Source organism: Bradyrhizobium sp. LMTR 3 (genome assembly GCF_001693485.1).
Classification (GTDB): Bacteria; Pseudomonadota; Alphaproteobacteria; order Rhizobiales; family Xanthobacteraceae; genus Bradyrhizobium.
Genome location: NZ_MAXC01000011.1, coordinates 23043 through 42785, shown reverse-complemented (window position 1 = coordinate 42785; position 19743 = coordinate 23043). Strand labels below are relative to the sequence as shown.

The window sequence follows — 19743 nt, the reverse complement described above, 5'->3', positions numbered from 1 at the left end:
AATCTCGAGATTCTCAGGTGCGCAACTGCGCACCATAGTTCGATGCTCCGCATCGCCCCGGAATGACGCGAGAGGGTAAACAAAAAAGCCTGCCGTCATTTGCGACGGCAGGCCTTTGTTGCCGCGGAAAGTTCCGCAGGCGGTTACGCAACGCAACGCTTACGCGATCTGATGGACCGGAAAACGGCGCGCGATCGCGCGCTTTAGATGACTTCGGCGGTGACGTGGCCGACGCCGGCGCCGGTCAGGCCGATGGCCCGGGCAGCACCCTTGGACAGGTCGAGCACGCGTCCCCTGATGAAGGGACCACGGTCGTTGATCGTGACGATCACGCTCTGGCCACGATGGGTGACGCGGAGCTTGGTGCCGAACGGCAGCGAGCGGTGGGCTGCGGTCATGGCATTCTGATTGAAGCGCTGTCCGGAGGCGGTCTTGCTGCCGGATTCATTGCCGTAAAAGGAGGCCTTTCCCGAGAAGCCGCGCCCGGTGCTCTGGGAGCCGATCGAGGCATTGGCGTCCAGCCAGTTGCCGGCGGCCTTGGCCTTGCTGGCGTGATGGTGGTGATGGCGATGGTGCCTGGATTTTGCAGAAGCTTCGGTGACGGCGCCACCGACCAGGAGAGTTGCGGCGATCAAGGCGAGCGCCGTGCGCGACCGGGTTAGAGTTCCCGGCATCACATTATTCGTATGCAACATTAAACTAGTCCCTCAGATAGTATTTGCCACATACGTGACAAATGGAACCCCCGTCCCAACTTCAGGAGGCCGTTTGATGAGGCAATGAGGCGTGAATTGGGCAGTAAATCGGGAATGTATCGGGCCTACATATCTTGTTACCGTCGAACGATATTCCGTAATCTTGCGCGTTAATGGATTTTTAATCAATTCAATACTAGTTATTACTTAACAATACAGTCATCACACATCGAGTGAAGATTTGCGCAAGTAATGATCAAATGGAGGCGAGCCGCCCGATTCGTTCCGAACGTTATCGGTCATAGCGGCCATGCAAATACGGGTGGAACAAATCGGCTGGTCGGGGACGGCTTCAGATCGCCTGCAACCGCCGGAGTCAAAATGCCGGCGCGCTGACCCTCATCAAGCTGCGTTCGACGGGTCTGAAAATTGACGTGCGACAAGGCATCGCCCGCATGGGCCGTCATGTTGCACCTGCGCGCTTGCTATGTTAGCAAAGCCGCGATTTTAACGATCCCGGCACCTCTCGTGCCGGTCGAAAATCGAAGTCCCGCTTGAATTCCAAGGGCTTGGATCGCTAGGCGCCGCTACCCGTGGCGACGGTTTTTCCCTTGCGAGTTTGACATCTGAAAAGAGCGTCTCTGTGGCTGCTGAAGATCCGTCCGTTTCGGGAGTGTCCGGCCGTTATGCTACGGCCTTGTTCGAGTTGGCGCGCGAGGAGAAATCCGTCGACGCGGTAAGAGCCGATCTCGATAAATTCGAGGCCATGCTGAACGAAAGCGCCGATCTCAAGCGCCTCGTCCGCAGCCCGGTCTTCTCGGCAGATGCGCAGGCCAAGGCGCTCACTGCCCTGCTCGACAAGGCCGGAATTACCGGCACCTCCGCCAAGTTCCTTAAAGTGTTGACCGCCAATCGCCGGCTGTTTGCAGTGGCCGATGTGATCCGCGCCTTTCGCGCGCTGGTGGCGAAGTTCAAGGGCGAGGCAACCGCTGACGTCACCGTCGCCGAACAGCTCAGTGACAAGAATCTCGACGCGCTGAAGACCGCACTGGAATCGGTGACGGGCAAGGACGTCGCGCTCAACGTGAAAGTCGATCCCTCCATCATTGGCGGCCTTGTGGTCAAGCTCGGCAGCCGCATGGTGGATAGCTCGCTTCGCACCAAACTCAATTCGATCAAGCACGCGATGAAAGAGGCAGGCTGATGGACATCCGCGCCGCGGAAATTTCCGCGATCCTCAAGGATCAGATCAAGAATTTCGGCCAGGAGGCTGAGGTCACCGAAGTCGGGCAGGTGCTGTCCGTCGGTGACGGTATCGCCCGCGTCTACGGTCTGGACAATGTCCAGGCCGGCGAAATGGTCGAGTTCGAGAACGGCACCCGCGGCATGGCGCTGAACCTCGAAACCGACAACGTCGGTATCGTGATCTTCGGCGCCGACCGCGAGATCAAGGAAGGCCAGACCGTCAAGCGCACCCGCGCCATCGTCGACACGCCGGTCGGCAAGGGTCTGCTCGGCCGCGTCGTCGACGCGCTCGGCAACCCGATCGACGGCAAGGGCCCGATCCAGGCTGCCGAACGCAAGCGCGTCGACGTCAAGGCGCCCGGCATCATTCCGCGCAAGTCGGTGAGCGAGCCGATGGCGACCGGCCTCAAGGCGATCGATGCGCTGATCCCGGTCGGCCGCGGCCAGCGCGAGCTGATCATCGGCGACCGTCAGACCGGCAAGACCGCGATCGCGCTCGACACCATCCTGAACCAGAAGCCGCTCAACGCGCAGCCGGACGAGAACATCAAGCTGTATTGCGTCTACGTCGCGATCGGCCAGAAGCGCTCGACCGTTGCCCAGTTCGTCAAGGTGCTGGAAGAGCAGGGCGCGCTGGAATATTCGATCGTCGTCGCCGCCACCGCGTCCGACCCGGCGCCGATGCAGTACATCGCACCGTTCACCGGCTGCACGATGGGCGAGTACTTCCGCGACAACGGCATGCACGCCGTCATCATCTATGACGACTTGTCCAAGCAGGCCGTCGCCTACCGCCAGATGTCGCTGCTGCTGCGCCGCCCGCCGGGCCGCGAAGCCTATCCGGGCGACGTGTTCTACCTGCACTCCCGCCTGCTCGAGCGCGCGGCGAAGCTCAACAAGGACCAGGGCTCGGGCTCGCTGACGGCGCTGCCGGTCATCGAAACCCAGGCCAACGACGTGTCGGCCTACATTCCGACCAACGTGATTTCGATTACTGACGGTCAGATCTTCCTGGAAACCGACCTGTTCTTCCAGGGCATCCGTCCCGCGGTGAACGTCGGTCTGTCGGTGTCGCGCGTGGGCTCCTCGGCGCAGACCAAGGCGATGAAGAAGGTCGCCGGCAAGATCAAGGGTGAGCTGGCGCAGTACCGCGAAATGGCGGCCTTCGCGCAGTTCGGCTCCGACCTCGACGCCTCGACCCAGCGCCTCCTGAACCGCGGTTCGCGCCTGACCGAACTCCTGAAGCAGCCGCAATTCTCGCCGCTGAAGATGGAAGAGCAGGTCTGCGTGATCTGGGCCGGCACCAACGGCTATCTCGACCCGCTTCCGCTCAACAAGGTGCGCGCTTTCGAGGACGGCCTCTTGTCGCTGCTGCGCGGCAAGAACGTCGACATTCTCAACGGCATCCGCGACAGCCGGGATCTCTCTGACGATCTCGCCGGCAAGCTGAAGACCGTGGTCGAAGGTTACGCCAAGACATTTTCTTGACGATTTTGCCGTTGCGGCCCGGCTCCTAGCCGGGTCCGACGAAAGAGTGGCTTGCGGTCGGATCCTCGAGGTCTGATCGCCGGGGTGAACTGAGAATGGCTTCACTTAAAGACATGCGGGTCCGCATCGCCTCGACCAAGGCGACGCAGAAGATCACCAAGGCCATGCAAATGGTCGCGGCGTCGAAGCTGCGGCGCGCGCAGAGCGCCGCAGAAGCGGCCCGGCCTTACGCCGAAAAGATGGATGCGGTGATTTCCAACATCGCCGCTGCTGCCGCCGGCTCGCCCGGCGCTCCGGCGCTGTTGGCCGGCACCGGCAGGGATCAGGTGCATTTGCTGCTCGTCTGCACCGGCGAACGCGGCCTGTGTGGTGCGTTCAATTCGGCGATCGTGCGTCTGGTCCGTGAGCGCGCGCTCTCCCTGATCAGCCAGGGCAAGGACGTCAAGATTTTCTGCGTCGGCCGCAAAGGCTACGACCAGCTCCGCCGCACCTTCGAGAAGCAGATCGTCGAGCACGTCGATCTGCGCGGGGTTCGCCAGCTCGGCTTCGTCAACGCCGAGGATATCGCCAGGAAGATCCTGACACGGTTCGAAGCCGGCGAGTTTGACGTCTGCACGCTGTTCTATTCGCGCTTCAAGTCCGTCATCGCGCAGATCCCGACCGCCCAGCAGGTCATTCCGTTGGTGGTCGAAGAGCCGGCCGCCAATGCCGGTCCGTCGACCGCTTACGAATATGAGCCGGAAGAAGACGAGATTCTGGCGCGGCTGCTGCCGCGCAATCTTGCGGTGCAGATCTTCCGCGCGCTCCTGGAAAACAACGCCTCTTTCTACGGCGCGCAGATGAGCGCGATGGATAACGCCACCCGCAACGCCGGCGAAATGATCCGCAAGCAAACCCTGGTCTACAACCGAACCCGTCAAGCCCAGATCACCAAGGAGTTGATCGAGATCATCTCCGGCGCCGAGGCGGTCTAGCGCACGAACCAACCGACGGTCGTTCAAGTACAGAATTTCGAAGGAGAGCAATTCATGGCCACCGCAGCTAACCAGATCGGTCGTGTCACCCAAGTCATGGGCGCCGTTGTCGACGTGCAGTTCGAAGGTCACCTGCCGGCCATTCTCAATTCGCTGGAGACCAAGAACGGGGGCAACCGTCTGGTGCTGGAAGTCGCGCAGCACCTCGGTGAGTCCACCGTGCGCACGATTGCGATGGACGCTACCGAAGGTCTGGTGCGCGGTCAGGAAGTGACCGATACCGGCGAGCCGATCGCAATTCCGGTCGGTGACGGCACACTCGGGCGCATCATGAACGTCATCGGCGAACCGATCGACGAAGCCGGTCCGATCAAGTCCGAAGGCAAGCGCGCCATCCATCAGGAAGCGCCGACCTACACTGACCAGTCTACTGAAGCCGAAATTCTTGTGACCGGCATCAAGGTCGTCGACCTGCTCGCCCCCTACGCCAAGGGCGGCAAGATCGGCCTGTTCGGCGGTGCCGGCGTCGGCAAGACCGTGCTGATTCAGGAATTGATCAACAACGTCGCCAAGGCACATGGCGGTTACTCGGTGTTCGCCGGCGTCGGTGAGCGTACCCGCGAAGGCAACGACCTCTATCACGAGTTCATCGAGTCGAAGGTCAACGCCGATCCGCGCAATCCCGATCCGAGCGTGAAATCAAAATGCGCGCTGGTGTTCGGCCAGATGAACGAGCCGCCTGGCGCCCGCGCCCGCGTCGGCCTCACGGGTCTGACGGTCGCCGAGCACTTCCGCGACCAGGGCCAGGACGTGCTGTTCTTCGTCGACAACATCTTCCGCTTCACGCAGGCAGGCTCCGAAGTGTCGGCGCTGCTCGGCCGCATCCCCTCGGCGGTGGGCTATCAGCCGACGCTCGCCACCGACATGGGCGCGCTGCAGGAGCGCATCACGACCACGCACAAGGGGTCGATCACCTCGGTGCAGGCGATCTACGTGCCGGCCGACGACTTGACCGACCCGGCGCCCGCCACCTCGTTCGCCCATCTGGACGCGACCACGGTGTTGAGCCGCGCGATTTCGGAAAAGGGCATCTACCCGGCGGTGGACCCGCTCGACTCCACCTCGCGCATGCTCTCCCCGCTCGTCGTCGGCGAGGAGCACTATCAGACCGCGCGCATGGTTCAGCAGGTGCTGCAGAAGTACAAGTCGCTGCAGGACATCATCGCCATTCTCGGCATGGACGAACTATCGGAAGAGGACAAGATCGCGGTGGCCCGCGCCCGCAAGATCGAGCGCTTCCTGTCGCAGCCGTTCCACGTCGCCGAAGTCTTCACCGGCTCGCCGGGCAAGTTCGTCGATCTCGCCGACACCATCAAGGGCTTCCGCGGCCTCTGCGAAGGCAAGTACGACCATCTGCCGGAAGCGGCGTTCTACATGGTCGGCACCATCGAGGAAGCCGTCGAGAAGGGCAAGAAGCTGGCTGCCGAGGCGGCCTAAGTTTGAAGCCGTCATTGCCGGGCTCGACCCGGCAATCCATCGGCTCAAAAAACTTTCGTCTGATGGACCCGCGGGTCAAGCCCGCGGGTGACAGCGGAAAGAACGGAAAGACCATGGCTACCTTTCATTTCGATCTCGTCTCGCCCGAAAAGCTCGCCTTCTCCGGCGAGGTCGATCAGGTTGACGTTCCCGGCGTGGAAGGCGATTTCGGCGTGCTGGCCGGCCACGCACCGGTCGTGGCGGCGATCCGCCCGGGCATCCTGACCGTCACGTCAGGCGGCGCACATCAGAAGATCATCGTGCTCGGTGGGCTCGCCGAGATGTCGGAAAACGGACTGACCGTGCTGGCCGACGTCGCTACCTCGATGGCCGATGTCGACCGCGCGCAGTTCGCCGAGACCATTGCCGAGATGGAAGCCAAGCTAGCCGAGAAGGAAGGCGGCGAACTCGATCACGCCATCGAGCGGCTGGACCACTTCAAGAGCATCCAGATCGAGCTCAACGCCACCGCTATGCACTAAGCCCCGGGGCACCGCTCCGGGGCGCGATGAAGGTCCTGATAACGCCAGCGCTCGTCACACCGTGACGGGCGCTGAGCTTTTTGAGTATCGGTCCTTTCATGCGGCGCACTGCCTTGCCGCCATTCTCGTCACTGATTGACGATGGGGATGCGCTTGACGGCCGAACGGGCTTGTTCGGATTTCGGCAGCGTGATGGTCAAGACGCCGTCATGGAATTTGGCTTCAGCCTTGTCCTCGACGACGCCATCGAGCGGGATCTGCCGCTCGAACGCACCGTAATGGCGCTCGGTGAAGTACTTTCCGCCACTGTCGGTTCGTTCGGATTTCTTCTCGCCGCGCAGCGTCAGAACGCCATTGGCGATCTCGACCTGAACGTCTTTCTCCGTCATGCCGGGCAACTCAGCCGAGACCTTCAACTCCTTGTCGGTTTCGGTGAGCTCGATGCTTGGCCATCCGAAGCGACCTTCCATCAGCGGAGAGCCGAAACGGGTAGGCGTCGCAAAGCCGCGGAAAACGTCATCGAATAGCCGATTCATCTCTCGGTGCAGGGTGAAGAAGGGATCGAAGCTCTCGCGCGCGGTCGCGAGCTCCTGGTTTCTCGACCAGGGGATCAGATCACGAAAAGCCATAGTGTCCTCCTTACAGGGATTGCTGATGTTGCTTGCATTGGCTCGCGCGCGGCCGGTTATCCGCGCGCCTAGCCAGTATTGCCGCAGCGACTTAAGCCGCCTTCTGCTCGATCTGGTGGGAAGCGCCAGCGTTGCCGATCGGGATGCGCCGCGGCTTCATCGCATCGGGCACTTCGCGAACGAGATCGACGATCAAGAAACCATCCTTGAACGAGGCCTGCTCGACCTGCTCAGGGTGGCATCCGGCACCGCTGTCCGCGGCAGAAATCGAATTGGAAATCGCTCGAAAAGTTCCAAGATAGGCAAAATTCTTGGGTCGCGCCGTCACGCCGGCGGTCGGAGGCCTAATCGGGCGTGAAGCCGCCCGATCCCGGTCCCGTCGATGCCGAACGCGCCGTTCGCACAACCGGGTGAGGCAGGTCGCGCGCAACCGTTTGCCCGATATCGCGGCCCGAGCGCAGGGCCGGCATTTCATTCGGCCTTTGGCCGATGGCGAGCAGCATGAACAAGGTTCGGTAGCCCTGATAGCGGGCGGCCGGCCGACTGCGTTCTCGGCCGCTCATGATCGGCCTGCCGCTCTCGTCGGCTACCCGCCATTCCCAGCTCCGGCGGCGCTTGGTAACGGTCACGTCCTTCATGTCAGACCAAACATTGGGTCACGCCGAATATTCCCGGCCCTGATCGGGGCGGACGACGAGCGGCGCGCCGCAACGGACATCTCAGGCCGCCGACGTGATCGGCGGCTCCGGTCTGTGAGAATGTTGTTCCGGGGCCTGGAAAGTGAGCGGAAATGTAGAGGCAGCGAGTCGTTCCAGAGCCGACTGTTCTTCGGAGAGCCGCTTTTCGATGTACTGCTGTTCAAGCTCTGTCAGCCTGGTTTTAAGAAGACGGCGATAACGGTCGATATTGTTGCGATGTGTACGCAAACGGGGCCAGTTTTTCGTCGATCATCTTCGTCATCCCTTGACGGTCGCTCTATCGTTTCCTCTGAGTGGGTTACGGCGGAGAATCCGCTTTGCGCAAAAAATATTCAGCGACAAACCACTGTCAAGCGCCTCGCATCCTCCGTGTGGTTAGACGCAGTCTAGAGCCTTTCGGTTCGATTTAATCTAGCGGGCGAATTCCGCGAACTGCCGCACCACCATCCGGTACACGTCGCGCCGGAACGGCACCACGAGGTCCGCGACGCGGTCGAGCCGTTCCCAGCGCCAGGAATCGAATTCGGCCGGCTGCCCGTTGCGCTGCGTCAGCGGGTCGATCTCGTCGTCGCTGCCGGTGAACCGCAAAGCGAACCATTTCTGCCGCTGGCCGCGGAATTTCGCCAAGCGATGGTCGACCGGCCCATCATACGGCGGAAATTCGTAATTCATCCAATCGGTCTCGCCGAGGTATTCGGCGCTGACCGCCCCGGTCTCTTCCCAGAGTTCGCGCATGACGGCATCGCGCGGGTTCTCGTCGGCGTCGATGCCGCCCTGCGGCATCTGCCATTCCAGACCCGGCAAGATGATTTCCGGCCCGTCGTCACGGAAGCGGCGGCCGATCAGCACCCGACCCGAGGTGTTGAACAGCGCGATTCCCACGTTGGGGCGAAAGGGTTTGTCGGACATGTCCTGATATAAATACCGGTTCGCGTCACGATAGACGCGTCACAAAGAAAGTGGCTAACCGCCCGCAAGGCTGGCGAATTCCTTGACCACGCGCTCATAGACCGGCCGCTTGAACGGAACGATCAGGTTCGGGAGGTTCTTCATCGGCTCCCAGCGCCAGCTAACGAATTCGGCCTTGTGCCCGCCGCCGGGGCTGGCAACGTTGATCTCGTTATCCTTGCCGGTGAAACGCACCGCGTACCATTTCTGCCGTTGTCCGCGATAACGGCCCTTCCAGGCGCGGCCGGCCACCGTGCGTGGAATGTCGTAGATCAGCCAATCCGGGACTTCGCCAAGCTTCTGCACCGAGCGAACGCTGGTTTCCTCGTAAAGCTCGCGCTTGGCGGCCTCCCAAGTATCCTCGCCGGGATCGACCCCGCCCTGCGGCATCTGCCAGACGTGGGATTCGTCGACATGCTCGATGCCGCCAGCGCGCCGGCCAATGAAAACCAGCCCGGCTGCATTGATCAGCATCATGCCGACGCAGGTCCGGTAGGGCAGGTCTTCGTAGCGCGCCATTTCCGTCAGGACTCCTAAAGCTGCAGCAAGTTACCCGCAAACCGGCCGGGGCGACGCAATCCGAGGGAGCCCGGATTGCTGCCATCAGGTTGATCTCTAGCCTGATTTTGATTTCAGCATCGCCGTTGTCAATGGCACAAGCATGATGCCGCGGGCCTCAAGAGTCTTGATCCAGGCAGCAATCCGCTCGATCGAAACCGGCAGCGCCGAGGCGACGCCCACGGCCAGTCCGCGCTCCTTGGCGAGCGTCTCCAGTTTCACCAGCGTCCGGTCGATTTCGGCCGAGGTCGGCACGGCATCGATGGTGAAATCGGCCTTGGCGAAGGGCATCGATTGGGCTGCCGTCAGGGACGGCGCGGCGCTCCGCGGCGAGGAGCCGTCATCGAGATAGCCGAGGCCGCGCTTGGCTGCCTCCCGAATGATCGGCTGCATCACCGTGTCGGTGGCCGTGAAACGCGCTCCCATGAAATTGGCGATCCCGGCATAGCCCTGGAACCGGCTGAGGTGCCAGTACAGCCGGTCGATGTTCTGCTCCGACGTCAGCGTCGTGAGCAGGGTCTGCGGGCCGGGATCGTTATCGGGATAATCGAACGGCTCCATTGGAACCTGCAGCAGGATCTCGTGGCGCTGCGCGCGCGCCCGCTCGGCCAACTTGGCGGGATCCGCCCCATAAGGCGTAAACGCCAGGGTCACGGCGGGCGGCAGTTTCATGATGGCATCGGTCGTCTTGGCAGCGCCGACGCCGAGGCCGCCGATGACGATGGCGACCACCGGCATCTTCGCGGCCCTGGTGCGGTCGGCGTCGGCCGCGTAGACAGTGAAGGGTTTCAGACCGTCGGCAACCACCGGGATCATGCCGTAGCGCGACTTTTCGAGGAGCCGCTGATCGACGTCGGCCATCGCGGTTGCCGGCGCGGAGTCTGAGCCGGACTTGTCGGTCGCATCGCTGCCGATCACGACGTCCTGGCGCTTGCCGCTGGACCCATCGATGATAGTGACGGTCTTACTATCGCCGGCCGGGGCCTGCTGTATCGGACTTTTTGCGGCCCGTTGGGTGTGGCCGGAAGCCGCCGGCTGCTTGTCGTCCCCCGCAGGCCCGCGCAATGCGACGTGGGCGACGGGCTCGCCACCCAACGGATTGTCGTTAAACAGAGCGATCGTGAGGAAGGTAATCAGGAACAGGCCGAGCAGCATGGCCAGCGCCTGCACTGCGGTGAACGGCAGCCGAAACCGCCGCTTCTGGCGCTCCGTCTTCTGTCCAAGCGGCGTGCTCAGTTCGTCGGCCGTTTCCGTCATGGACCTCCCCGAATCAACCTCGCCGACGATACCACGAGGAGTCGGGTTCGAGCGCTGCGCCGCGCGTAAAAGCCGCCTCGCCGGGCCAACGGACGGGCCGGGAACCCCAACAAAAAGGCGGCCCGCCGGGGCCGCCTTTTCTTCACTGAAATCTACGGGGCTATGATCAGTTCGCCGCCTTGGCTGGCTTGTCGACTGCCGCCTTGTCGCCGGTCGCCGGCGCGCTGCTTGCCGTCGACTTGATGCCGTGCAGCAGGTCGGCGGCGGTCTTCAGCGCCTTGTCGTCTTTGGCATCCGGCGGCACGTAGGATTGCGAGCCGGTCTTCTCGTCTCCGTCGGTCTTCAAATGGCCGCGCAGCGAGGCCTCGCCCTTGGTGTCGGTGCGCGCCTTCAATTCGTCCGGCACGTCCTGCAGCACCTCGATATCGGGCACGATGCCCTTGGCCTGGATCGACTTGCCCGACGGCGTGAAGTAGCGCGCGGTGGTGAGGCGCAGCGCGCCGTTGCCGCTGCCGAGCGGGATGATGGTCTGCACCGAGCCCTTGCCGAATGAGCGCGTGCCGACAAGCGTCGCGCGCTTGTGGTCCTGCAGCGCGCCGGCGACGATTTCGGAAGCCGAAGCCGAGCCGCCGTTGACCAGCACGATGATCGGCTTGCCCTTGGTCAGGTCGCCCGAATGGGCGGCGCGGCGCTGCGTCTCCTCGGCATTGCGGCCGCGGGTCGAGACGATCTCGCCGCGCTCCAGGAAGGCGTCGGAAACAGTGACCGCTTCCTCCAGCAAGCCGCCGGGATTATTGCGCAGGTCGATGATGTAGCCCTTCAACTTGTCGCCGATCTGGTTCGAGAGGTTGCCGATCTCGCGCTTCAGGCCTTCGGTGGTCTGCTCGTTGAAGGTAGTGACGCGGATATAGGCGATGTCGTCCTGTTCGACGCGCGCACGGACGGAGCGGACCCGGATGTTGTCGCGCACCAGCGTCACTTCGATCGGAACGTCCTGACCCTTGCGAATGATCTTGAGACGGATCTTGGTGTTGACCGGTCCGCGCATCTTCTCGACCGCCTGGTTGAGGGTGAGACCCTGCACGGCTTCGTCGTCGAGATTGGTGATGATGTCGTTGGCCATGATGCCGGCCTTCGACGCCGGCGTGTCGTCGATCGGAGAGACGACCTTGATCAGCCCGTCTTCCATCGTGACCTCGATGCCGAGCCCGCCGAATTCACCGCGGGTCTGCACCTGCATGTCGCGGAAGCTCTTGGCGTCCATGTAGCTGGAATGCGGATCGAGTCCGGTCAGCATGCCCGAGATCGCCGATTCGACCAGCTTGGAGTCGTCGGGCTTCTCGACATAGTCGCTGCGCACGCGCTCGAACACGTCGCCGAACAGATTGAGCTGGCGATAGGTGTCCGACGTCGCAGCACGCGCACTCGATCCCATCAGCACGGAACGAGGCTGCGTGACGAAGAGCGTCAAAGCCGCACCGGTGGCGGCGCTGAGAAGAATTACAGAAGTCTTGCGCATCATCCGCGAACCTTTTCGCCTTCACTTGCGGCCCACCATGGGCCTGAGTCAATTGGAGTGCCGTCCTTGCGGAACTCGACATAGAGCACCGGCTGGCTCGCGGTCGTCGCGAGAATGGATGCGACTTGGGACGTCGTTCCCATGGTCGCGACCGGCTCTCCCGTAAGTACAAACTGGCCGATGTTTACCGAAATGCGCTCCATCCCGGCGATCAGGACATGATACCCGCCCCCGGCATTGAGGATCAAGAGTTGTCCGTAGCTGCGGAAGGGTCCAGCGTAAACAACCCAGCCGTCACACGGTGTTGTGACCTGAGCTCCGGCGCGTGTCGCCAAAGAAATGCCTTTTTCCACGCCACCCGCGCCATCGGAACCGCCAAAACTGCGAATCTTGCGGCCATTGACCGGAAAGGCGAACAGCCCCTTGGCGGAGTCAAAGGCGATCGCCGGGCTCAGCCGGGCAGGATCTTTCAATGCTCCCAGATTGGGCTTGCCGCCGGGGGCAGCCGGGGCGCCCTGCAGGCTGGCGGTCGCGGCCGCCTTGGCGGCGCTCTTCAAATCCTGTTCCATTTTCGCGATCAGGCCTTGCAGACCGTCGACCTGCTTGGACAGGTTGATGGCGCGTGCGCCTTCGGCCTCCATGTCCTTTTCGATCGCGCTCTGCTTGCGCTGTCGTTCTTCCACCAGCGCCGCCAGTCTGATGGAATCGTCCTTCAGCCTGTCACGGTCCCGCGCCAGTATGTCGCGCTCGGTGGCAATGTTCTTGCGCAGGGTCACGAGTTCGCCGAGATCGGCGGCGAGCTTCTCCGCGCGGCCGCGCAGTTCGGGGACGACCGCGCCGAGCAGCATGGCGGTGCGCAGCGATTGCAGCGCGTCCTCAGGTCGGACCAGCAGCGCCGGCGGCGTGCGCCGGCCGGCGCGCTGCAAGGCCGCCAGCACCTCGATAATTTCAGCGCGGCGTGAATCGAGCGAAGCGCGGGCCTGCTGCTCGCGCGCGTCCAGTGGGCGCAGCCGCCCCTCGGTCTCGCCGATGCGGGTTTCGATGCTGCGCACCTGGGTGGCGATGTCGATCAGTTGCTGATTGAGCTTGGAGCGGTCCTGCCCGATCGCGGCGATGTCGGCCTTTAGCTTCTGTTGCAGCTCAGCCGCCTTGCGCTGCTCCTCGCGCGCGGCCTCCAGTTCCTGCTCGCGCTGCTTGATGGCATCGGGGGAAACGGCGGTCGCTTGCTGCGCCGCTGGCGCGGGTTGCGCCACCGCCGGCAAAAGCGGCGTCACGGCAAAGCTTGCGGACAGCAGGATCAGGCGAAGCGAGACGGCTGACATCGGCGCGCCGCGCTCGGCGGTGCCAGGGTATGAATGAATGTCTCGCGTTGAATGCATCGCCTATTCAGCGTTCTCTGTATTCACGTCACCGTGCCTTACGCGCGGTGGTAGGGATGGCCGGCCAAAATGGTGGCGGCGCGATAAATCTGTTCAAGAAGCATGACGCGAACCATTTGATGCGGCCAGGTCGCTGAGCCGAACGCAATGCGTAATTTAGCCTTGCGCTGCAAATCGGGCGAAAGTCCGTCCGCGCCGCCGATGGCGAAAATTGTGTTGGCAATCCCTTCATCCCGCCAATCGCCGAGCTGCCGGGCGAAGGTTGCGCTATCGATGTTCCTGCCGTGCTCGTCCAGCGCCACCAGCATGGATTTCTCCGGTATCGCCGCCGCAATCGCGGCGGCCTCCTCCGATATCCGGGTCGCAGTGTCGCGTGCGCGGCTTTCGGGAATTTCATGGACCGAAAGCCCGCGAAAACCGAGCTTGCGGCCGATGTCCTCGAAGCGCTCGCGGTAGCGTTCGGCCAGCTCCTGCTCCGGGCCCTGCTTTAGCCGGCCTATTGAAACAACGACGAGGCGCATGAATGCTGTTTCTGGCGTGCACTTTCCGGCACGCGCGCTTTTCGCGCGCGCTGGCAAACTACATGCGCCTTAGCCGATTCGCATCGGCCGAGGTTTCAGATCGCTGCCGCCGCCGGGTTTTGCGTCCACAACCTTTCAAGATTGTAGAATTCGCGCACCTCGGGTCTGAACACGTGCACGACCACATCGCCGGAATCGATCAGCACCCAGTCGCAATTGGGCAAGCCCTCGACATGGATGTTCTTGATGCCGGTTTCCTTCAGGGCTTTCGTGACGTTTTCCGCGATCGCGCCGACATGCCGGTTGGCCCGGCCTGACGTGACGATCATGTAGTCGGAAAAGGCGGATTTGCCGCGAAGGTCGATGGTGATCGTTTCTTCCGCCTTCATATCGTCGAGGCGGGAGAGGATCATATTCAGCGTCTTGTCGGCGTCGGGTTGCGCCTTCAAGGCTGCAGCTTGTGTCGATGTTTTACCCGTATTCTTGGCGGACTTGCCAGAAGTCTTGCTAGTTGCCTTGGGTAAAACAGACTTGGACTTGGACAATACAGATGTGGCCAGGGACCATTCCTTTCACTGTATCGCGAACGCCGAATCCCGACGTCCGCGGACCATATTAGGCATGTGGGGTTAATGGTTTCAATATTCCAGTGACCCCACCCGCCGGTTCAGACCGAACTGTCACTTCTTTTTTGCCTTCCAGCTCCCGTCGGAGTTCCGCAGGCCCGTAGACGACAGGTTCAGTTTCATGCCGGTGAGGAAAACCCAGGCCGGCGCCTGCTGATCGGCCAGCCGGGCCGCCTGATTCTCGGGCAACCTATACCGCGCCAGCGCCTGGGCAGCCGGCGCGGCGAGCGCCCGGAAACTCTGCGGCGGACGGTCGATCACGGCGAGCGGCACCTCGGCAGCGATACGCCGCCAATCCTTCCAGCGATGGAACTGCGCGAGATTGTCGGCGCCCATGATCCAGACGAAGCGCACGCCGGAAACGCGGCGGCGCAAATGAATGATCGTGTCGACAGTGTATTTGGTGCCGATGACAGCTTCGAGACAACTGATATCAATCCGCGGATCGTCGGCGACGTCGCGCGCGGCACGCGCCCTTTCGCCAAGGCCGTGCAGCCGGCCGGTATCCTTGAGCGGATTGCCGGGGGTCAGCAGCCACCACACGCGATCGAGCTTCAAGCGCTTCAGCGCAAACAGGCTGATGGCGCGATGCGCCGCGTGCGGCGGATTGAATGAGCCGCCGAGCAGGCCGACGCGCATGCCATTGGTATGGAAGGGAATGGCTTGCGCGGCGGATTGCAATTTCATCAGCCGAGTCACCGCGGGCGTGGGCTGGCAGTCACGGCCGCGTCTGCCCGGTGCCGTGAACGCGGTATTTGAAGCTGGTCAATTGCTCGGCTCCGACCGGCCCGCGGGCGTGAAATTTGCCGGTGGCGATCCCGATCTCGGCGCCGAAGCCGAACTCGCCGCCGTCGGCGAACTGCGTCGAAGCGTTGTGCAGCACGATCGCCGAATCGACCTCCCTGAGGAATTTCTCGGCCGCGTTGGCATCCTCGGCCACGATCGCATCGGTGTGGCGCGAGCCGTGCTTCCGGATGTGCGTGATTGCCCCGTCAACGCCGTCGACGACACGCGCGGCGATGATGGCATCGAGATACTCGGTATCCCAGTCATCGTCGGATGCCGGCTTGACCCGCGCGTCGACCTTCTGCACGGCGTCGTCGCCGCGCACCTCGCAGCCGGATTCGATCAGCATCTCGATCAGCGGCTTCAAACTGGCGGCGGCGCCTGCGCGATCGACCAGCAGCGTCTCGGCGGCGCCGCAGACGCCGGTCCGGCGCATCTTGGCGTTCAACACGATCGACCTAGCCATATCGAGATTGGCGGTGCGGTCGACATAGACGTGATTGACGCCTTCGAGATGCGCAAACACCGGCACGCGCGCTTCCGCTTCAACCCGCGCCACCAGGCTCTTGCCGCCGCGCGGCACGATGACGTCGATGCCGCCGTTCAGGCCTGATAGCATCAGCCCGACCGCCGCGCGGTCGCGCGTCGGCACCAGCGTGATCGCGGCTTCCGGCAGGCCGGCCTCACGCAGACCGTGCACCAGGGCTTCGTGAATCGCCCGGCAGGAGCGGAAGCTGTCGGAGCCGCCGCGCAGGATCACCGCATTGCCGGACTTCAGGCACAGCACGCCGGCGTCGGCCGCGACATTGGGGCGGCTCTCGAAGATCACGCCGATCACGCCGAGCGGCACGCGCACGCGCTCGATGGTCATGCCGTTCGGCCGCTGCCAGCTCTCGGTAACGGTGCCGACCGGATCGGGGATGCCGCGCACGGTCGCAACGCCATCGGCCATCGCGTCGATGCGCGCCGGTGTCAGCGTCAGGCGGTCGATGAAGGCGGAGGTCGCGCCAGTGGCGCGGACTTCCGCGACGTCCTCGGCATTGGCCGCGAGGATCTTTGCCGCGTTGGCGCGGATCGCCCGCTCGATCGCTTCCAGCGCCCGGTTCTTCTGCTCCGGCGGCGCCAGCGCCAGCACCCGCGCGGCGTCGCGCGCATGGGAGGCGAGGTCGGTCATCAAAGCGGGCAGATCGGCGTTACCGTCGATAGCCTTCAAGGGGGCGGTCATCGGAGGTCTCGGGTCTTGGGTTAAGGTCATGTCCTAGCACGGAAATCCCTCTGTTGCGAGGTCCGGAACCGGCATGGCTGGCTGCCGGTACCGGCAAACGGCCACTCGGCCATTGGCCTACTTGGCCGGAATGGCTCCGCTCGGGCCCACCACCAGATCGTCGCGGTGGATCATTTCTGCCCGGCCGCTGATGCCGAGGATCGCCATCACGTCCGGCGAGGAGCGGCCCTTGATCTTTTCCGCATCCTCGGCGTCGTAGGCGACGAGGCCGCGGCCGATCTCGTGGGTATCGGGGCCGCGCACCACCACCGCGTCGCCGCGGGCGAACTGGCCATCGATCCGGGTCACGCCGGCCGGCAACAGGCTTTTCCCCGCGCGGAGCGCTGCGACCGCGCCCGCATCGATGGTCAGCGTGCCCTTCGGCTCCAGCGAGCCCGCGATCCAGCGCTTTCGCGCGGTGATGGGATTGGCGGGTGTCAGGAACCAGGTGCAGCGTCCGCCATCTGATATCGCCTGCAACGGATGCTCGATCTTGCCCGAGGCGATCAGCATATGGGTGCCTGATGTCGTCGCGATTTTCGCCGCCTCGATCTTGGTGAACATGCCGCCGCGCGACAGTTCGGATTCGGCCGCGCCCGCCATGCCCTCGATCTCCGAGGTAACGGACTCGACGATCGGAATCAGCTTTGCGTTGGGATTGGCGCCGGGCGGCGCGTCATAGAGCCCGTCGATATCGGACAACAGAATCAGCAGATCGGCGCTCGTCATGGTGGCGACGCGCGCGGCAAGACGGTCATTGTCACCGTAGCGGATCTCGTTGGTGGCGACCGTGTCGTTCTCGTTGATCACGGGTACTGCGCGCCACTCCAGCAGTTTGGCGATGGTCGAGCGTGCGTTCAGATAACGGCGGCGCTCCTCGGTGTCCTGCAGCGTTACCAGGATCTGCCCGGCGCCGATGCCATGAGCGCCGAGCACTTCCGACCATATCCGCGCCAGCGCGATCTGCCCGACGGCGGCGGCGCCCTGGCTTTCTTCCAGCTTCAGCGGGCCGCGCGGCAGCTTCAACCGGCTGCGTCCGAGCGCGATCGAGCCTGACGAGACGACGAGAACATCGCGGCCCTCGCCGTGCAGCTTGGCGATATCGGCGGCCAGCGCCGACAGCCATGCCGAACGGACTTCGCCAGCATGGGAGTCGATCAGCAGCGAGGAGCCGACCTTGACGACGATGCGGCGGAAGTTTTTGAGCGCGGGACGTTTCATGATGCGGTCGGGTGATGCGGATGGTCGGAAGCAATACGCGCCAGTCCCCTGATTTGGAAGTGGCGCGGCCGCGGGAAGGCTAACTTTGTATCAGCCTCGTGGGTATCAGCCTTGCGGCGGCGGGACCGGCGCCCACGGGTCCTGACCGCCCTTGGCCTTCAGGGAAACCGGGGCCTCGCCGATGACTTCGACCAGCGCTTTCAGCGCTTCCGGCACGCCTTCGCCGGTGGCGGCGGAGAGCAACAGCGGCGTCTTCTTCGCCGCGCGTTTCAGCCGGTCTTTCTGCTTCTTCAATTCATCCGGCGCGACCGCATCGATCTTGTTGAGCGCGACGATCTCGATCTTCTCGGCGAGATGCCCCTCATAGGCTTCGAGCTCGGTCCGCACCGTCTTGTAGGCCTTGCCGGCGTGTTCGCAGGTCGCGTCGATCAAATGCAGCAGCACGCGGCAGCGCTCGACATGGCCCAAAAACCGATCGCCGAGGCCGGCGCCTTCATGCGCGCCTTCGATCAGGCCGGGAATGTCCGCGAGCACGAATTCGCGGCCCTGCGCGTTCACGACGCCGAGCTGCGGATGCAGCGTGGTGAAGGGATAGTCGGCGATCTTCGGCTTGGCCGCGCTGACGACGGAAAGGAAGGTCGACTTGCCGGCATTGGGCAGGCCGACGAGGCCGGCGTCCGCGATCAGTTTCAGCCGCAGCCAGATCCAGCGCTCCTCGCCTTCCTGCCCGGGATTGGCATTGCGTGGCGCGCGGTTGGTGGAGGATTTGAAATGCGCGTTGCCAAAACCGCCATTGCCGCCCTCGGCAAGCACGAATTTTTCGCCGAGTTCGGTGAAGTCGTGGATCAGCGTCTCGCGGTCCTCGTCGAATATCTGCGTGCCGACCGGCACCTTGAGAACGATCGGTTTGCCGTTGGCGCCATGGCGGTCCTTGCCCATGCCATTGGTGCCCTTCTGCGCCTTGAAGTGCTGCTGGTAGCGATAGTCGATCAGCGTGTTCAGCCCGTCGACCACCTCGACGATGACGTCGCCGCCGCGACCGCCATTGCCGCCGGAGGGCCCGCCGAACTCGATGAACTTCTCGCGGCGGAACGCCACGCAGCCGTTGCCGCCGTCGCCGGAGCGGATATAGACCTTTGCCTCGTCAAGGAATTTCATGATTTGTACTATAGCGTTTTCGAGCGAAGTGGACACCGGTTCGCGTCAAGAAAACGCGTCAAAACAAAGGACTCTACAGACTGCTTCTGATTCAATCAGAACCAGTCTGTAGTTAGGGCTGGGGCCCCCGCGCGGCAACCCTCAAGGCTCGCAACATTGGCGAAAAGCCTTAATTTTCGGGCCTTTTTCGGAACCGGAAGCCACGGCCTCCTATGAGGCCGGTCGACGGCGAACCAGGAATTTCTGCATTCCTTCCAGAACGAGCTCCTTGCGCTGGTTGAACACCGTCGAGCGCAGCGTCACGACGCCGGTGGTGCGGCCGGGGACGAGTTCGATCACCTCAAGCGCCGGATAAATGGTGTCGCCGGCATAGACCGGTTTCAGGAACCTGCTCGATTGCTCGAGGAAGCCGACCAGCGATTCCTCGACGAGATAGGGAAACAGGCCTGCACCCGGCGCGGTATGGACCAGGGTTTGGAAGCCATGCGCGAGCAGGTCCGGCATGCCGCGGGCGCGGCAATATTCGACATCATAATGGATCGGATGGGTATCGCCGCTCGCGGTCTGGAACGCGGCTGATACCGCCGAGGTCTGGGTCCGGCTAGGAATCACGAAGCGTTCGCCGAGCACAAAATCCTCGAACCAGCGCTGTTCGCTCACCATGCGATGCTGGGCGGGGTCGAACGCGCTCATCTCGGATTTCCTGCCGTTTTGGAGCGATACCGGTACCGCAGCGCTGTGGCTGCGGCAATCGATCCG

At 63.2% G+C, this 19743-nt stretch carries 20 protein-coding genes; 5 read left to right on the top strand and 15 right to left on the bottom strand.

From position 1 onward, the window contains the following. Positions 1-203 precede the first annotated feature (203 nt). Positions 204-674 (bottom strand): septal ring lytic transglycosylase RlpA family protein, encoded by a 471-nt coding sequence (locus LMTR3_RS09020; protein ID WP_141686532.1) that lies wholly within the window; start codon positions 672-674, stop codon positions 204-206. A 664-nt stretch (positions 675-1338) separates the two neighbouring features. Here LMTR3_RS09020 and LMTR3_RS09015 point away from each other — a divergent pair. The 5 genes from LMTR3_RS09015 (at position 1339) to LMTR3_RS08995 (ending at position 6420) form a co-directional block, all read left to right on the top strand. After that, on the top strand, positions 1339-1899 hold the full coding sequence (locus LMTR3_RS09015) for a F0F1 ATP synthase subunit delta (protein WP_065744734.1): 561 nt from the start codon (positions 1339-1341) through the stop codon (positions 1897-1899). Next, on the top strand, positions 1899-3428 hold the full coding sequence (gene atpA / locus LMTR3_RS09010) for a F0F1 ATP synthase subunit alpha (RefSeq protein WP_065744733.1): 1530 nt from the start codon (positions 1899-1901) through the stop codon (positions 3426-3428). Before LMTR3_RS09015 ends, atpA begins: the two co-directional genes overlap by 1 nt. A 95-nt stretch (positions 3429-3523) precedes the next feature. After that, complete coding sequence (locus LMTR3_RS09005) at positions 3524-4402, top strand: F0F1 ATP synthase subunit gamma (protein ID WP_065744732.1); 879 nt, start codon at positions 3524-3526, stop codon at positions 4400-4402. Positions 4403-4456: 54 nt separating this feature from the next. Continuing rightward, a complete protein-coding gene (gene atpD / locus LMTR3_RS09000) occupies positions 4457-5899 on the top strand; it encodes a F0F1 ATP synthase subunit beta (RefSeq protein WP_028348512.1) in 1443 nt (480 codons plus the stop codon). A gap of 113 nt (positions 5900-6012) precedes the next feature. Then, positions 6013-6420 carry a F0F1 ATP synthase subunit epsilon gene (locus tag LMTR3_RS08995; protein ID WP_065744809.1) on the top strand — a complete coding sequence of 136 codons (408 nt, stop codon included), beginning with the start codon at positions 6013-6015 and terminating at the stop codon, positions 6418-6420. Between the two features lie 128 nt (positions 6421-6548). On the opposite strand, the gene LMTR3_RS08990 is transcribed toward LMTR3_RS08995, so the two are convergent. The 14 genes from LMTR3_RS08990 to LMTR3_RS08920 all read right to left on the bottom strand — a co-directional run bounded on the left by LMTR3_RS08990 (position 6549) and on the right by LMTR3_RS08920 (position 19677). Then, a complete protein-coding gene (locus LMTR3_RS08990) occupies positions 6549-7049 on the bottom strand; it encodes an Hsp20/alpha crystallin family protein (protein WP_084029498.1) in 501 nt (166 codons plus the stop codon). A 344-nt stretch (positions 7050-7393) separates the two neighbouring features. Continuing rightward, entirely contained in the window at positions 7394-7687 is a 294-nt protein-coding gene (locus LMTR3_RS08980) for a hypothetical protein (protein ID WP_065744730.1), read from the bottom strand. 471 nt (positions 7688-8158) lie between these two features. After that, complete coding sequence (locus tag LMTR3_RS08975) at positions 8159-8656, bottom strand: RNA pyrophosphohydrolase (protein WP_065744729.1); 498 nt, start codon at positions 8654-8656, stop codon at positions 8159-8161. A 54-nt stretch (positions 8657-8710) separates the two neighbouring features. After that, complete coding sequence (locus LMTR3_RS08970; RefSeq protein WP_065744728.1) at positions 8711-9214, bottom strand: RNA pyrophosphohydrolase; 504 nt, start codon at positions 9212-9214, stop codon at positions 8711-8713. A gap of 96 nt (positions 9215-9310) precedes the next feature. Continuing rightward, positions 9311-10510, bottom strand: coding sequence for a divergent polysaccharide deacetylase family protein (locus LMTR3_RS08965; protein ID WP_065744727.1), 1200 nt, complete (start codon positions 10508-10510; stop codon positions 9311-9313). A 166-nt stretch (positions 10511-10676) separates the two neighbouring features. Beyond that, positions 10677-12032, bottom strand: coding sequence for a S41 family peptidase (locus LMTR3_RS08960; RefSeq protein ID WP_057842612.1), 1356 nt, complete (start codon positions 12030-12032; stop codon positions 10677-10679). Then, on the bottom strand, positions 12029-13408 hold the full coding sequence (locus LMTR3_RS08955; RefSeq protein ID WP_084029497.1) for a peptidoglycan DD-metalloendopeptidase family protein: 1380 nt from the start codon (positions 13406-13408) through the stop codon (positions 12029-12031). Before LMTR3_RS08955 ends, LMTR3_RS08960 begins: the two co-directional genes overlap by 4 nt. A gap of 38 nt (positions 13409-13446) precedes the next feature. Next, positions 13447-13929, bottom strand: a complete 483-nt coding sequence (gene rlmH, locus LMTR3_RS08950) for a 23S rRNA (pseudouridine(1915)-N(3))-methyltransferase RlmH (RefSeq protein WP_065744726.1) — start codon at positions 13927-13929, stop codon at positions 13447-13449. 95 nt (positions 13930-14024) lie between these two features. Further along, complete coding sequence (rsfS, locus tag LMTR3_RS08945; RefSeq protein WP_057842615.1) at positions 14025-14378, bottom strand: ribosome silencing factor; 354 nt, start codon at positions 14376-14378, stop codon at positions 14025-14027. Positions 14379-14609: 231 nt separating this feature from the next. Continuing rightward, positions 14610-15242: a nicotinate-nucleotide adenylyltransferase gene (locus LMTR3_RS08940; RefSeq protein ID WP_065744725.1), complete on the bottom strand. Its 633-nt coding sequence runs from the start codon at positions 15240-15242 to the stop codon at positions 14610-14612. A 31-nt stretch (positions 15243-15273) separates the two neighbouring features. Then, positions 15274-16566, bottom strand: a complete 1293-nt coding sequence (locus tag LMTR3_RS08935) for a glutamate-5-semialdehyde dehydrogenase (protein WP_065744724.1) — start codon at positions 16564-16566, stop codon at positions 15274-15276. A 117-nt stretch (positions 16567-16683) separates the two neighbouring features. Continuing rightward, on the bottom strand, positions 16684-17826 hold the full coding sequence (gene proB, locus LMTR3_RS08930) for a glutamate 5-kinase (RefSeq protein ID WP_065744723.1): 1143 nt from the start codon (positions 17824-17826) through the stop codon (positions 16684-16686). A gap of 105 nt (positions 17827-17931) precedes the next feature. Next, on the bottom strand, positions 17932-18984 hold the full coding sequence (gene obgE, locus LMTR3_RS08925; protein WP_065744722.1) for a GTPase ObgE: 1053 nt from the start codon (positions 18982-18984) through the stop codon (positions 17932-17934). Between the two features lie 210 nt (positions 18985-19194). Then, complete coding sequence (locus LMTR3_RS08920) at positions 19195-19677, bottom strand: MaoC family dehydratase (protein ID WP_065744721.1); 483 nt, start codon at positions 19675-19677, stop codon at positions 19195-19197. Positions 19678-19743: the final 66 nt, after the last annotated feature.

Excerpts from the sequence above, each read along its gene's own strand:
- atpA (WP_065744733.1), top strand. The coding sequence starts at position 1,899 with ATGGACATCCGCGCCGCGGAAATTTCCGCGATCCTCAAGGATCAGATC.
- LMTR3_RS08940 (WP_065744725.1), bottom strand. The coding sequence starts at position 15,242 with ATGAAATTGCAATCCGCCGCGCAAGCCATTCCCTTCCATACCAATGGC.
- proB (WP_065744723.1), bottom strand. The coding sequence starts at position 17,826 with ATGAAACGTCCCGCGCTCAAAAACTTCCGCCGCATCGTCGTCAAGGTC.
- LMTR3_RS08975 (WP_065744729.1), bottom strand. The coding sequence starts at position 8,656 with ATGTCCGACAAACCCTTTCGCCCCAACGTGGGAATCGCGCTGTTCAAC.
- LMTR3_RS08955 (WP_084029497.1), bottom strand. The coding sequence starts at position 13,408 with ATGCATTCAACGCGAGACATTCATTCATACCCTGGCACCGCCGAGCGC.
- LMTR3_RS09020 (WP_141686532.1), bottom strand. The coding sequence starts at position 674 with ATGCCGGGAACTCTAACCCGGTCGCGCACGGCGCTCGCCTTGATCGCC.
- LMTR3_RS08920 (WP_065744721.1), bottom strand. The coding sequence starts at position 19,677 with ATGAGCGCGTTCGACCCCGCCCAGCATCGCATGGTGAGCGAACAGCGC.
- LMTR3_RS08965 (WP_065744727.1), bottom strand. The coding sequence starts at position 10,510 with ATGACGGAAACGGCCGACGAACTGAGCACGCCGCTTGGACAGAAGACG.
- LMTR3_RS08980 (WP_065744730.1), bottom strand. The coding sequence starts at position 7,687 with ATGAAGGACGTGACCGTTACCAAGCGCCGCCGGAGCTGGGAATGGCGG.
- LMTR3_RS08960 (WP_057842612.1), bottom strand. The coding sequence starts at position 12,032 with ATGATGCGCAAGACTTCTGTAATTCTTCTCAGCGCCGCCACCGGTGCG.
- obgE (WP_065744722.1), bottom strand. The coding sequence starts at position 18,984 with ATGAAATTCCTTGACGAGGCAAAGGTCTATATCCGCTCCGGCGACGGC.
- atpD (WP_028348512.1), top strand. The coding sequence starts at position 4,457 with ATGGCCACCGCAGCTAACCAGATCGGTCGTGTCACCCAAGTCATGGGC.
- LMTR3_RS08935 (WP_065744724.1), bottom strand. The coding sequence starts at position 16,566 with ATGACCGCCCCCTTGAAGGCTATCGACGGTAACGCCGATCTGCCCGCT.
- rlmH (WP_065744726.1), bottom strand. The coding sequence starts at position 13,929 with ATGCGCCTCGTCGTTGTTTCAATAGGCCGGCTAAAGCAGGGCCCGGAG.
- LMTR3_RS08990 (WP_084029498.1), bottom strand. The coding sequence starts at position 7,049 with ATGGCTTTTCGTGATCTGATCCCCTGGTCGAGAAACCAGGAGCTCGCG.
- LMTR3_RS09005 (WP_065744732.1), top strand. The coding sequence starts at position 3,524 with ATGGCTTCACTTAAAGACATGCGGGTCCGCATCGCCTCGACCAAGGCG.
- LMTR3_RS08970 (WP_065744728.1), bottom strand. The coding sequence starts at position 9,214 with ATGGCGCGCTACGAAGACCTGCCCTACCGGACCTGCGTCGGCATGATG.
- LMTR3_RS08995 (WP_065744809.1), top strand. The coding sequence starts at position 6,013 with ATGGCTACCTTTCATTTCGATCTCGTCTCGCCCGAAAAGCTCGCCTTC.